Origin of the sequence: Paenibacillus sp. FSL R5-0810 (assembly GCF_038002285.1) — a bacterium.
Lineage (GTDB): Bacteria > Bacillota > Bacilli > Paenibacillales > Paenibacillaceae > Paenibacillus_AQ > Paenibacillus_AQ lactis.
In genome coordinates this window covers 5,015,346-5,029,105 of record NZ_JBBOCF010000001.1, presented here as the reverse complement: position 1 = coordinate 5,029,105, position 13,760 = coordinate 5,015,346, and the positions used below count along the sequence as shown (strand labels likewise).

The window sequence follows — 13,760 nt, the reverse complement described above, 5'->3', positions numbered from 1 at the left end:
GGCTCTTATTCTTTATATTCAAACCGTCGTTTGATTGTTTAAACCTAATATACCTCTTTTTATTATTATATTCAAATGAATGTTTGATTGTTCCTGGGATTTCGCGTTCGGCCAGGGAAAAGCGCAAGCCTGATTTTTGAAAATCTGTGCCGTTAGGAGCAGGGCATATAGGTCAGAAAATCCTTCCATTTCCTTGGCGGCAAATTTATACTTAATAGCAAAAAGCGAAGTCCCTATGAAGTGAGCGAAGCTTGCCGGTGAGCGTTCCCCGTGCCCCCGGTGCAAGAATTGGGCCAGCGGCTCATCACAACCGTTATATCAGCATCATCTGTACCTGATCCTTCAATTGCAGAATCGTAAATAACAGGGAGGCATGCGTATGATGTGTCCAATATGCCGATACGAGACGGAAGAAGGGAAGTACTGCGAGCAGTGCGGAGCCCGTCTGATCATCGAGGATAAGGCCGTATTTACAGCGTTCAAAGAGCAGGCGGCTGCCTCGGAGGTATATGGTGTTCACCAGGGAAGCACAAGATATAGAGGCAGCTCCCAAGGTGAGAAGGAGATGCCTGTGTACATACCGCCTGACATTCCGTTTCATACCGCGGGACGGCAGCACGTAGAAGAGGAAGCCGTATCCAACCCTTATTGGGAAAGCATTAAGTTATACGGGCAAATCTACGGAGACTATGTGGTCAAGGGATTGAAGCATCCGATCGCATCCGCTTCCGCCACGGATGGCAGCCAGCTGCTTAACGCGACGGTGTCCATGCTGCTGTATGTTCTGTTTCTTCCGCTCTTGGGTTATGTTACCCTGAGCTTTGATGGAGCAATCCTGCAGAAGGGAGCTTTTATCCATCTGGTCCTGAAGCCGATGGGCTGGCTGGCGCTGTTTCTATTTTTGCTCAATGTATTTACGTTTACCGCCGTGAAGTTATCCAATCACCCGGGAGTTAGGCTGAAGGAAGCGATGGCAAGGTTCGGGACATTTCTGACCCCGTTTCTGGCCCTGCTCGTCATCAGTCCGCTATTTCTATTTATAAACAGCGACATTACAACGGTCATCCTGATTCTGTCGTTTGTCAGCACGGTAATCACGATCCCGGTGCTCGTCATGAACAGCTACAAGCGCAAAAAAACCGGCGGCTTGGATCCGTTGTACGCGATCCTGTTGGTCTATGCCGCAAGCCTGCTGGTGCTTGCTTTGATCTGGGATATATTCACCCGCTATTTGATCTCAAGCCTTTAGAAGGTATGAAGGTATATAGAGGGATCTAACTCAATTACATAGGAACACAGAAAAGCAGCAGGCGATGCCTGCTGCTTTTCTTATATATCGATGTGTCTGATTGTGATGGATGCTGCTAGAGCACACGGAGCTACGGAAGGCTTGGAAATACGCTAAAATGGGGCACTTTGCAGGGTTCGTGGCGTACGTTGCTTGGGGCCACATCAAAGGTAATCCGCTCGATAGGTTGTTCGTTTACTCCACCCACCAGCGCTTGAAGTCCTTCCACCAGGAGCGCTCTTCTTGCTTCTTGGCCGCTTTGGTCTGGTCCTCTTCCTTCGGCTGCTTCTCCCCGTCGCCGTGCTCGGCACAGTATTCCGTCGGCTCCGTTCCCTTTACGAATACCTCCAATACCTTATCCGGGCAATCGGGACCGGCCAGCATGCCGTTTTTCGGATCGACGTAGGCGCTGACCACCTGATCCGGAATGGGGAAAATTTTCGGCGGCACGTTCTCGAGGGCCTTCTCCGTAAAATTCGCAAAGATAGGCGCTGCGCGGTGGCCGTCCACTTTGCTGATCTCCCGGCCTTTATCGTAGCCGACCCATACGGCGGTGGCCAGCTCCGGGGTATATCCGACGAGCCATGCATCGGTATCGGTCGTCCCGGTTTTGCCCGCGACCGGACGCTTCATCAGGGAGGACACGCGGTTGCCGGTCCCGCCGTTCTCGAACACGCCTTCCATCATGCGGGTCATCACGTATGCGGCTGCCGGCTCCACGACCTGTTCGCCCGGATCCTCCGGAGCTTCGTAGACACTCCGGCCGGCGGCGTCCGTAATACGGAGCACCGCCACCGGAGCAATCCGCTTGCCGTTATTGGCCATAACGGCATAAGCGGATGCCATTTCCAGCGGACTGACGGGGGAGGTTCCGAGCGCGAGCGAAGGGACGGACTCGAGCGGGCTCGTGATGCCCATTTTTTTGGCCATGTCGACGACCTTGTCCGGACCGAGCTGCATGATGGTGTTGACGGCATAAATATTGTCTGACGCCGCGATGGCCTCGCGCATCGGAATTTCGCCCAAATATTTGCCCCCGAAATTGCTGGGCTGGTAGGTCTTGCGGTTGTTATCGTAATGAAACAGCGTCGGCTGGCTGTTAAATACCGTTGTGCTCGTCATTTCCTTAGAGTTGATCGCCGTCAAGTACATGATCGGTTTGAAGGATGAGCCGGGCTGTCTCGTCTTGGCCAAGGCGTGATTGTATTGGTTTTCGCGGTAATTTTTGCCGCCGACCATCGCTTTGATATGCCCGTTTCGCGGGTCGATGGACACCAGGGCGGTTTCCAGCTCGCTTTTGCTGTCCATCCCGCTGGCAACCGCCTCTTCGGCTGCCTGCTGGGCTCTTGGATCAAGCGTTGTGTAGATGTTCAGACCGCCTTGCTCCAGCTGCTCCTCCGTTATGTTAAGCTGCGAGGTGACCAGGCTTCGCACATAATCCCGGAAGTACGAGGCGATCACCTTGTTCTCTTGGCGGTCCTGAGGCAGTATAGCCAGCTTGGAAGAGGCGGCCCGGTCCGCTTCAGTCTGGGTGATGAAGCCGGTCTCCGCCATGGCGTTCAGGACGATGCGCTGTCTTTTGAGGGCATTATCCATATGGTTATATGGCGAATAATAGGTCGGCCCTTTCGGAATACCTGCTAGCAGGGCGCTCTCGGCCAAGTTCAGGTCTTTGGCGGATTTTCCGAAATACAGCAGCGATGCCGATTCGATACCGTAAGCACCGTGGCCGTAATAAATTTCATTCAGATACATTTCAAGAATTTGGTCTTTCGTATATTTCATCTCAAGCTGGGCCGTAAACTTCGCCTCCTTGAGCTTGCGGGTCCAAGTCTTCTCATGGGACAGGTACAGGTTCCGCGCAAGCTGCTGGGTAAGCGTGCTGGCTCCCTGCTTGCGGTCCATGTGACGCAGATTGACGAGCAGCGCCCGTGCCATGCCCTTCACGTCAAAGCCGGGGTGATCATAGAATTTCCGGTCCTCCACCGCCATGGTGGCCTGGATCAGAAGAGGAGAGATTTCGCTTAAGGCCACCTGCTCCGAGGTATGCCCCGTTGTCGAGAATGTGGCGAGCAGCTCGCCTTGGCTGTCGAGCAGCCTTGAGTACCTGTCCGTTTCCGCTATGGGCAGCGGCGTTATAAATAGATAGGCGAGCAGAATGCCGCCGGCGATGACCGATAAGCCAAGGAGTGCAAACAGAAATGCAGATAGCCGGACGAAACGACGTTTGCGCTTTTGCGGTTGTTTTTTGGATCCCGGCATGCGTGAAGCTCCTTCCTTCTCCAGGTGTAAGTCGGTGTTCTCCATCAAGGGCGGACCTACCGGACAAAAGCCGCTTGATGATTACCTTTTCTATACAGTATGGGGCGGGGAAGGGCAGGATATTCATGGGCGGGGCGGCAGAACCTTCCTTGTGCTTGCGCGTCCTAAGTTTTGGTTGCATTTTGGGCTTGATTTAATATAATACAATTTGTTTGGTACAATAGAAAAAGTGTGAAACTGTAAGCTCAAGGCATCTGCCCCGAATAAAGTTTTACGGCTTGGATCTGGACGGCTGAACATTATTCTAGCGGAAAGAAGGTAGAGACGATGGAATTATGGTTTACGGAGAAGCAAACCCCGACTTTCGGCATCACGGCGAAAATCCGGGAAACGTTTGTGCATGAGAAGACGGAGTTTCAACAGCTGGATATGATCGATACCGAGGAATTTGGACGTATGCTCGTCCTGGACGGCATGGTCATGACTACGATTAAGGACGAATTCGTCTATCATGAGATGGTCGCTCACCCTGCGCTAAACACCCACCCAAATCCGAAGAAGGTTCTGGTCGTCGGCGGCGGAGACGGCGGTGTCATTCGCGAAGTGATCAAGCACCCTGGCGTTGAGAAGGCCGTTCTGGTTGAAATCGACGGCAAAGTTATCGAATATTCGAAGCAGTATCTGCCTGAGATTGCCGGCAAGCTCGACGATCCGAAGGTAGAAGTGCTGGTGAATGATGGATATATGCATATTTTGGAGCACAAGAACGAATACGACGTTATTATGGTGGACTCCACCGAGCCTGTAGGCCCGGCTGCTCCATTGTTTGAGCGCGGCTTCTACCAAGGCATCTATGAGGCGCTCAAGGATGACGGTATTTTTGTGGCACAGACGGACAACCCTTGGTTTAAAGCCGATCTGATCCAAAAGGTCAGCAAGGACGTAAAAGAAATCTTCCCGATCGTCCGTGTCTACGGCGCGAACATTCCGACGTATCCAAGCGGCTTATGGACCTTCACGATGGGCAGCAAGACGTATGATCCGCTTGAAGTGGACGAGTCCCAAATTGCGGAGATGGATACGAAATACTATTCGCCACGCCTTCACAAGGCAGCGTTCGTGCTGCCTAAGTTCGTCGAAGATCTGGTGAAATAAGGAGGCCGCGGCAACTGATGAAACTTGATCAAGGTTACTCCGGCAACGTGTTTATTTTGAGCTCCGAGGATTACGCCGGATCCAAGGCGGTCATTTACGGCATGCCGATGGATTTTACGGTCAGCTACCGTCCCGGTTCCCGCTTCGGCCCGGCCCGTATCCGTCAGGCTTCGGTCGGCCTGGAGGAGTACAGCCCGTATTTGGATAAAAGCATTGAGGACATGACCTATTTCGATGCCGGCGACCTGATGCTGCCGTTCGGCAATGCCGCCCGCAGCCTTGACGTGATCGGCGACTATGTCGGCAAGCTGCTGGATGACGGGAAATTCCCGATCGGTCTTGGCGGGGAGCATCTTGTGTCCTGGCCGGTCATTCAGAAGGTTTACGCGAAGTATCCGGATCTGATTCTGATTCATATCGATGCGCATGCCGACCTGCGCGAGCAGTACGAAGGCGAGCCGTTATCCCACTCGACGCCGGTCCGCAAAGCGGCCGAGCTGATGGGCGGCAGCAACATTTACCAGTTCGGGATTCGTTCCGGCTCTCGCGAGGAATTCCAATACGGACGCGAGAACATTAATTTCTATCCGTTCGACGTGGCGGCTCCATTGAAGGAAGCCCTGCCGTCTATGGGTAACCGTCCGGTATACGTGACGATCGACATCGACGTGCTTGACCCTTCAGCCGCACCGGGCACCGGTACCGCGGAAGCCGGCGGCATTACCTCGAAGGAGCTGCTGGAAGCCGTGCACTTGATCGCAAGATCCGACGTCAACGTCGTCGGCTGCGATCTGGTGGAAGTGGCGCCGATTTATGATCCGACGGAACAGACGCAGATCGTGGCGGCGAAGCTGATTCGCGAGATGCTGCTAGGGTTTGTTTGACCCTCCCAAACCCTCCCTGCCAGGGAGGGCCCCGAGGGCGCTGCCCTCTGGACACCCGAAACTTGTTGGCGCCGAGTTAGGTAGGGTGCAGGATTGGAGCGGGGCTGGTGCGTGTGCACGGCCCTTCTCGGGCTCCCTTGCGGACCGCCCTCAGGGCCTTCTGGATGGTTGTGAGGCTGCCTGGGCTCCGCCATCACGGCAGCGTTTTTTTGAACAAGCAAGCCTCCTCCATCTCAGCCTATCGGCTGGCGGAGGAGGCTTGCTTGTTTGCGTGCGAGAGGCCCCCTCGTGTCGGCACCCCTGTCGGGGTAGCCTCGGGGGCCGAGGGGCTGCCGGGGCTTTGCAACCCGGCCGGGAGCGCCTCCAAGCGACCTCCGCAGCCTTAGCCTTCGGCTGTCGGCGTCGGACGCTAGGAGAGGCGGCCCGCCGCTCTCGGAGCATCCAGACGGGAGCGCCTCGAGCGCCTGGCCTGGAAGGCGTTCCGGGCTCCGCGTCCGGCCGCCCGGCAGGACGCGTCCGTGGCTGCGCCTGTGTGCCGCCCGTGCCCGTAATGCTGCCGTGTTCCAACGCGGCAGCGTTTTTTTGAACAAGCAAGCCTCCTCCATCTCAGCCTGTCGGCTGGCGGAGGAGGCTTGCTTGTTCGCGTGCGAGAGGCCCCCTCGTGTCAGCACCCCTGTCGGGGTAGCCTCGGGGGGCCGAGGAGCTGCCGGGGCTTTGCAACCCGGCCGGGAGTGGCTCCAAGCGACCTCCGCTGCCTTAGCCTTCGGCTGTCGGCGTCGGACGCTAGGAGAGGCGGCCCGCCACTCTCGGAGCATCCCTGACGGGAGCGCCTCGAGCGCCTGGCCTAGAAGGCGTTCCGGGCTCCGCGTCGGGCCGCCCGGCAGGACGCGTCCGTGGCAGCGCCTGCGTGCCGCCCGTGCCCGTAATGCTGCCGTGTTCCAACGCGGCAGCGTTTTTTTGAACAAGCAAGCCCCCTCCATCTCAGCCGATTGGCTGGCGGAGGAGGCTTGCTTGCGTTAGAGGATCTTGTCGATGCTAGCGTTGAGCCTAATGAAGAAGTGGACAGACTTATTCAAAATATTCCAAGCAGGCTTTCAGCTCTAGGTTGCCTGCTGCATTGGTTTATGATTGTCATGAAGAAAGCAGAGAAGATTTTGGGTAAGAAACTCGAACGGAAAAAATTCTCAATATTATGCAACTCTGAAGGATTATTAACGTTGTTATATATAATTGCAATTTTTTATTGTAAAAGGAGCTGTTAATTATGAAAAACAAAAAAAACGCACTCCTTATTCTGTTACTGCTGAGTGCATCTCTTCTTATTTCATGTAATAGCAACACTTCAAAAAAAACAGAACAAGAACTACCTGATAACACACCGACTAAACCGTTAATTTTCCAATTGAATGCTGAGGACATTTCAAGTGTTAGCATTTTTAATTTTGAGAGGAACCATGTGTCGGGTGAATTTCAAAAGAAGGATGACATAAAAGAATTAACCCAAATCTTAAATGATAGTTCTACTAATGTTGGAAACGTTACAGATGACTTATACCGTAAATTAATTATTCATATGAACAATACAGATACCCAGATATTGTTATTTGGCGGAAATGGAATCTATTTTAAAGATACAACAACACGGCATACTTATATGCTCGACCCCACCACTAAAACACAAACTTTAAATCAGTTGATAGATCGATTAGAAAAGGAATACTCAAATAGATAACATCTTCAGTTTCATGCGACAGCCCCCAGCATGAAGCCTGTGACCGAAGTTACGTATTTATCGGTTTACTACTTGTCCTTTATCCGGTATCTTATTTACAACGGAATTGTGGTATGGCAAGTGTCCAAGCGCAATGATGTAAAGTTGGTGCTGTATACGGGTGAGCAATGGACACCAAAAAGAGACGTGTTTGAGGCCGTGCTCCATTCGAACCAAGGCTTTCAATACGCGTCTCAGGCATACAACACACGATGAGAAGCCAGCGTCAAAGGCAGCCACTCTCGCAAAGCAATCTGCATGGATAACGTCTGTATTCGTTTTCAGGCGAAACTCAAACAGCGCGTGCTGTTTGGGTTTCGGCACGCGCTGGCTACTTAATTTTTTAGGGGTATGACCATCTCGATCCAGGCGTCAGATTTTTTATGTCTAAAGATAGATCACTAACATCTTCTAATTATTGGGGTCTACCGTTTTGACTGTACTGCTAGTATACATTGTAACCGCTCCGACATTAACCAGAGATGGTATTATTTTGGATGTATATCCCCAGGTTCCGCTTGGCATTGTATCGGTTTCTATATTTCCTCCAGAATGAACACCTATAATATGATTGCTGTTTTGTGCGCTAAAAACAATAGCTCCGCTATCACCGCCCTTACTGTACCCTCCACCTTGTTTATATATTGTAATCATATTGGTAAATGTAAAATAAGTTGTACCTTCTTTGTAATCCACACTTCCACTTGTAGATTGTACATTTGCACAAGTAACATTTGTAGACATTCCTGATTTACAGATAAGTTGTCCGACTAACGCTGTACTTGTTTGAGTATAGCTTTTGTCGTATTCAGCATTCGCGACGGGATTATAATAATACTTATTTCCGTATTTTTTATTCTTATTTGTAAGCAGCACAAGACCGACATCTGTACCGTTATCCTTATAACCAGATAAGTGTTGAGTTCCTATAGATGTTCCGCCTTGATACACAGTAGAACCTATATCTCTTATGCAATGTCCCGCCGTGACAATGAACTCTCTCGTATCTTTGGTCGCTATTCCTGCAGTGCTGCAAGTACCCTTAATTGATATCCCCCCGCCCATTTCCGTAAATGCATCAGTTCTTAGTTTATAAGGTATGTTTTCTGGTCTTTCATCAAATTCAATAAGACCGTTATACTCCTCATTCAGATTAACCATATAACTCTTTTCTAGATTCACACCCTCGGGGACACTGATAATGACCTTCTGTTTCTTTGTACTTACATCGGTTGATATTCCTCGAGGAATTGCTATACTGCCCGATTGAACTCGCTGTAAAATATCTCCTTGTATATTTATGAGGTCTTCCTTTGAATAACTGACACGTTGCACTTCAAGTAAATCACCCGGTAATATTTTTTTAATCTCTTCAATAAAACTACTAACCTTTACACTATCCTTAGCAACAGCAATAACGAAATGTGGGAACTTATCATTTTCAATATATATCTCTCCGTAAGGATTAAAATTTTCGGGATCTCCAAAGTGTTTAGCAATGATGTCAAAGACGGAGTCTAGATATTTCTTTTCAAACTCAAGTTGAAGTTCTTGTTGTGCATCCAATGGTAAGACTGTTTCGGCTTGATATTCATCATAGGACACTGTTTCCCCGCCCTCTGCAAATACTACAGCAGATTGGAAGATGAGACCCACAGTTAGAATAATTGGTAAGAATATTTTTTTCATCCAGAAATTCTCCTTTTACTTTTAATTATAAAACAGCGTAAATACCTTCCTACCCTCCCTTTCTATAATTCTCTTTTGATTGTTATCTTGGTGTGTTATATGTATAAACGCCAGTTTTTGTACACTAGTTACCTAATATTTGGATTTTTTCTAAAAAATAAATTTTTGGAAAAATAAAAATATCATCCTGAATTTCGAAAGCCCATAGCAGCAAGGTTAGCGTAGGAATCAAAGGGCCTTCTTAATGTAAAATCACAGTAGATTCCCCAGTGATATCGTTACGATTACAATCATGAAGGAGCCCTTCCCCATCCCAATGAAGGGGCATTGCGATTTCCATGTAAGATTGTGAAAGGATCATTTCAACTGAGCGACTCGGCGAGAATCCGTTCTTGGCTTCTTTGATGTAGTTTTCAAAGTAGCAGCGCTGATTGTAAAAGCGTCACAAATCAATCGGCTCCCATTCCGAATTCGTGACGATTGCTTCGTATTGCCAGTCGCTGTCGAAGACCAGTCGGCTTTGCCCGTCATCGAATACTTGGACCTTGCTGATGATTGCCACCCGGCGCGTTTTCTTCCAGGACGTTGCTTTGTAGATCAGCGTGATGCCTTCGATGATCCAATCATCGTAGCGCTTCCAGTAGCGACATTTCTGAACTTCCTGCTCCAGCCGCTTTGTCCATTTCATTTTGCCGGCATAGCCGATCTTCCGGCTCTCGAGCAGGCTGTAGAAATCTTCGCCACCAAAACCCTTGTCGAATCAAGCTAGACGATTGGATGCTCGCCAAGCAGTTCAAATGTTTGCTTTCGAAATTTAGGCTCAGATAGATAACATCACCACATATTAATAGTAGGTCAGAGGATCGCCCGTGCCCGTAATGCTGCCGTGTTCCAACACGGCAGCGTTTTTTTGAACCAGCAAGCCTCCTCCATCTCAGCCTATCGGCTGGCGGAGGAGGCTTGCTGGTTCATTGCATATGTACGGTCACGGCCAACCGGTTTTGAAAGGGGAGAATCGCCAACCAACCGATCCTCCAGCGCATCAACAAATCCTCTTTTTCCGGTACTTCCTTCATTTGTTCGCCGGATCAATTTTATGAACCTGGAACTGCCGCAGTCTATGCGGATCTCCGGCGGGGTTTCCTCGATCTGCTCATTGCGTGTCGGATTGAACCGTTGTTCGGTTTGCGCGGTGGACGTTATGATTGGCGATACATTGACATGCTCAAAGCGAAGGGAGGTTTAATCACGATGGCAACCCGGTCAACCGAACTGAAACAGGATGGCGCGCCGCTGCCTCTCAAGGCGAGCGGAATATCCCGCAACCGGTACATTGCGAACATGCGCAAGCACTGGATGCTGTATCTCATGATTCTCCCCGGCATCTTGTTCTACGTCGTATTCAAGTATGTGCCGCTGGCGGGGAGCGTCATCGCCTTTCAGGACTATCAGATTTTTAAGGGCATTTGGGGAAGCCCTTGGGTAGGGCTGGATAATTTCGGATTTATTTTTACTTATCAGGATTTCTACAATGTGCTGCGCAATACAGCCGTCATCGCTTTATATCAGCTGCTGTTCGGATTTCCGGCACCGATCCTGCTGGCGCTGCTGTTTAATGAGATCCGGATCATGCTCGCCAAACGGGTGGTACAGAGCCTGTTCTATCTCCCTCATTTTCTGTCATGGGTCGTTGTGGGCGGGATCGTATTCGAGCTGCTGTCCAGTCAAGGCGTGGTGAACGCGGTTCGCGGCTGGCTCGGATATGAGCCGATTCTGTTTATGCAGGAGGCGGGTTATTTCCGGACCATCGTCGTCCTGTCGTCGATCTGGAAAGAGGTCGGCTGGGGCACGATCATTTATTTGGCCGCCATCGCCGGCATCAACCCGAATTTATATGAAGCGGCCGTCATGGACGGGGCGGGTCGATGGAAGCAGACGATCCATATTACGCTGCCCACGATGTTCCCGACGATACTGGTGCTGTTCCTGCTGCAGATCGGCAATTTCCTCGAGCTCGGCTTTGACCAGATCTTCAATTTGCTGACGCCGATGACCTATTCGGTCGGGGATATCATCGAAACGTATGTCTACCGCGCAGGCGTGCTTCAAGGTCAATACAGCATGACGACGGCGATCGGCTTGTTCCAGTCCGTCATCGGGTTTATCTTGTTGTGGATGTTTAACCGGTTGGCCAGAAAAACGGATCAGGGGTTGTGGTGATGAAAGCGACATTCGGAGAAAAAGTGTTTCAGACGTTGAATTATGTATTTCTGATCGCCGCCGCGGCGACGATGCTGTTTCCGCTGGTGCAGCTGCTGGCCGTATCGTTCAGCTCACCGGTCGCCGCCGATTCCAAGGAAGTGTTTCTGCTGCCTGTGGAATTTACGACCGCTTCGTGGGAGCATATTTTGAAAAACCAAGGCCTGTGGACATCCTTCGGCATAACCGTATATATTACGGTCGTCGGAACGCTGCTCAGCATGCTGTTCTCGGTCATGACGGCCTATCCGCTGTCCCGCCGCGAGTTTCTGCTGCGCAAGCCGGTCATGCTAGGCATCGTGCTGACGATGATTTTCAATGCGCCGATGATCCCGTTCTTTCTGACCGTTCGCGAGCTCGGCATGATGAACTCGTTGTGGGCTCTGATCCTGCCGGGCCTGATCGGCACATTCAATATGATCATCATTCGAACCTTTTTCATGGGCATTCCCGGCGAATTGGACGATTCAGCGAGAATGGACGGGTGCAGCGATTTCGGCATCTTGTTCCGCATCTACCTGCCCTTATCCAAACCGGTCGTGGCGACGGTGAGCCTGTTTTATGCAGTCGGTTACTGGAATACCTTCTCCCGGGCCGTGCTGTTCATCCGCGATCCGGAGAAATGGCCGCTTCAGATGAAGCTTCGGGCTTATCTGCAGTCCCCGGAGGAACTGGCCGCGGTCAATATGTTTCTGGGCGACTTCGATTTTAACACGACAACTTTGAAAGCGGCTACAATCTTATTTGCGACGATTCCGATCATTCTGGTGTATCCGTATCTGCAAAAATATTTCGTCAAAGGCTCAATGCTTGGCTCACTAAAGGAATAGGCCGGGCAGATCTTCGATATGAAATCGGTTCTAGGACCGGTTTGATATAACAACCATTCAAAAGGGGAGGATTTACACATGGCGAAATGGTATTTCCGCAAATGGTTCGGGAAGCCTGCGCTCGCGGTCTTGCTGGCGGCAGGACTGCTGGCGGGCTGCGGCAGCCCGGGAGGCTCCGAAACCAAAGCAGGCCAGGGCAGCGAAGGGGGAAGCGACGTTACGAAGGTCAAGGTGTTCAAAAGCCACATGGGGGTCGGCACGATTCCGGGCCCGGACAATCCGCATGTCCAGTACGTGGCCGAGCGCACCGGGGTCCAATATGAGCTGGTTACGACCCCGCCGGGCTCGGAGCCGACGGAATTTTTAAATCTGATGATCGCCTCCGATGATCTTCCGGATATTTTGCGGCCGATCGGCGGCATCGAGCAGACGTTGATCCGGCAAGGGGGCGCGCTTGCGCTGGACGATTTGCTGCCGCAGTATGCGCCGAACGTGTGGAAGAACATTCCGCAGGAAGCGTGGGATGTCGTGCGATCGGCTTCGCCGGACGGAAAAATCTACTATGTGCCGAAGGTGTTCCTCGTGCCTGAGCGTGCGCCGATGATCCGCCAGGATTGGCTCGACAAGGTCGGCATGCCGATGCCAACCACCACGGAGGAATACAAGCAGGTGCTGGCCGCGTTCCTGGAGCAGGATCCGAACGGCAACGGCGTAAGGGATGAGCTGCCGACGTCTGGCCGGGAATTCGGCAAATGGATGGACCATTTGTTCGCGATGTATGGCGTAGCCATGTGGGAGGGCAGTCCGGAATGGGACGTGTATGACGGGAAGATCCAATATGCCGGCATCACGGACAACATGAAGGCAGCGATCGGGTTCATCCGTGAGCTGTACGCCGAGAAGCTGCTCGATAACGAGACGTTCCTGAACAAGGGCGATGTATGGACCGCCAAAATCAACAACAACCTCGTCGGCAGCTGGTACCATCTTCCGGCGAACCTGCGCGACCGCTTTACGGCGATTCAGCAGAAAGCCCCGGATGCGTATGTCGTCGGCATGCCGCTTCCGAAAGCGGATGGCTATGAAGGTTATGTCACGCAAAAAAGCATGGGCGAGCCCGAATGGATCATTCCGACTAAAGCCGAAGCCAACGCGCCTGCAGCCCTGAAGCTGCTGGATTTCTTCTATGACCGTTCCAACGACGAGTTTATCCGGTTCGGGATCGAGGGACTGCAACATGAAGTCGTAGACGGCAAGAAAGTGCTGCTCCCGCCAGAGGACAGCCGGCCGCTCGCCCTCGGCATGCGCAACCTGACGACCGAGGAGGACATGAACATCCGGATTCAGGAGACGATCCCGGAAGACATGCAGCAGATGGTGAAGGATATTTTCAAGATAAGCACAGCCGACGCGAAGCGGATAGCCGGCGACGGGCTGCCGAGCACCGTGTACGAGGGCTATCCGGATATTCAATCCCATAAGCTGTTCCAGGAATACTTGACCAAGATTGTCATCGGCGAGTGGCCGCTGGAGAAGTTCGATGAATTCGTGGATCGTTGGTATACGTCCGGAGGGGAAGAAGTCACCAAGCGGGTTGAGGAATGGTATTCGAGGATGTGATG

Annotated in this window: 11 protein-coding genes and 1 pseudogene; 8 read left to right on the top strand and 4 right to left on the bottom strand. The window is 51.6% G+C overall.

All coding sequences use genetic code 11. The features are described 5' to 3' along the window. Positions 1 to 379: 379 nt before the first annotated feature. Positions 380 to 1,249, top strand: a complete 870-nt coding sequence (locus tag MKX76_RS22330) for a hypothetical protein (protein ID WP_341034637.1) — start codon at positions 380 to 382, stop codon at positions 1,247 to 1,249. Between the two features lie 234 nt (positions 1,250 to 1,483). Here MKX76_RS22330 and MKX76_RS22325 read toward each other — a convergent pair whose 3' ends face one another. Then, positions 1,484 to 3,550, bottom strand: coding sequence for a transglycosylase domain-containing protein (locus MKX76_RS22325; RefSeq protein WP_341034636.1), 2,067 nt, complete (start codon positions 3,548 to 3,550; stop codon positions 1,484 to 1,486). A gap of 327 nt (positions 3,551 to 3,877) precedes the next feature. Here MKX76_RS22325 and speE point away from each other — a divergent pair, with 327 nt between their 5' ends. Beyond that, positions 3,878 to 4,705 carry a polyamine aminopropyltransferase gene (gene speE, locus MKX76_RS22320; protein ID WP_077571076.1) on the top strand — a complete coding sequence of 276 codons (828 nt, stop codon included), beginning with the start codon at positions 3,878 to 3,880 and terminating at the stop codon, positions 4,703 to 4,705. A gap of 17 nt (positions 4,706 to 4,722) precedes the next feature. Then, on the top strand, positions 4,723 to 5,589 hold the full coding sequence (speB, locus tag MKX76_RS22315) for an agmatinase (RefSeq protein WP_341034634.1): 867 nt from the start codon (positions 4,723 to 4,725) through the stop codon (positions 5,587 to 5,589). 783 nt (positions 5,590 to 6,372) lie between these two features. Here speB and MKX76_RS22310 read toward each other — a convergent pair. Further along, positions 6,373 to 6,558, bottom strand: coding sequence for a hypothetical protein (locus tag MKX76_RS22310; RefSeq protein ID WP_144872835.1), 186 nt, complete (start codon positions 6,556 to 6,558; stop codon positions 6,373 to 6,375). Positions 6,559 to 6,853: 295 nt separating this feature from the next. On the opposite strand from MKX76_RS22310, the gene MKX76_RS22305 reads away from it, so the two are divergent. Beyond that, the gene (locus tag MKX76_RS22305) at positions 6,854 to 7,321 is read left to right on the top strand and encodes a hypothetical protein (protein ID WP_007133157.1); all 468 of its coding nucleotides are present in this window, start codon (positions 6,854 to 6,856) and stop codon (positions 7,319 to 7,321) included. A 30-nt stretch (positions 7,322 to 7,351) separates the two neighbouring features. Beyond that, positions 7,352 to 7,576 (top strand): hypothetical protein, encoded by a 225-nt coding sequence (locus tag MKX76_RS22300; protein ID WP_007133156.1) that lies wholly within the window; start codon positions 7,352 to 7,354, stop codon positions 7,574 to 7,576. 195 nt (positions 7,577 to 7,771) lie between these two features. On the opposite strand, the gene MKX76_RS22295 is transcribed toward MKX76_RS22300, so the two are convergent. Then, positions 7,772 to 9,049, bottom strand: coding sequence for a S1 family peptidase (locus MKX76_RS22295; RefSeq protein ID WP_007133155.1), 1,278 nt, complete (start codon positions 9,047 to 9,049; stop codon positions 7,772 to 7,774). Between the two features lie 370 nt (positions 9,050 to 9,419). Next, positions 9,420 to 9,809 (bottom strand): annotated as a pseudogene (locus MKX76_RS22290) (transposase); the annotation flags it as partial. Between the two features lie 491 nt (positions 9,810 to 10,300). On the opposite strand from MKX76_RS22290, the gene MKX76_RS22285 reads away from it, so the two are divergent. From MKX76_RS22285 to MKX76_RS22275, 3 genes are all read left to right on the top strand, one after another. Continuing rightward, positions 10,301 to 11,269, top strand: coding sequence for an ABC transporter permease subunit (locus MKX76_RS22285; RefSeq protein WP_144872838.1), 969 nt, complete (start codon positions 10,301 to 10,303; stop codon positions 11,267 to 11,269). Beyond that, positions 11,269 to 12,138 (top strand): carbohydrate ABC transporter permease, encoded by an 870-nt coding sequence (locus MKX76_RS22280; RefSeq protein ID WP_028406577.1) that lies wholly within the window; start codon positions 11,269 to 11,271, stop codon positions 12,136 to 12,138. Before MKX76_RS22285 ends, MKX76_RS22280 begins: the two co-directional genes overlap by 1 nt. A gap of 78 nt (positions 12,139 to 12,216) precedes the next feature. After that, positions 12,217 to 13,758, top strand: a complete 1,542-nt coding sequence (locus tag MKX76_RS22275; protein ID WP_341034633.1) for an extracellular solute-binding protein — start codon at positions 12,217 to 12,219, stop codon at positions 13,756 to 13,758. The last annotated feature ends 2 nt before the right edge of the window (positions 13,759 to 13,760 follow it).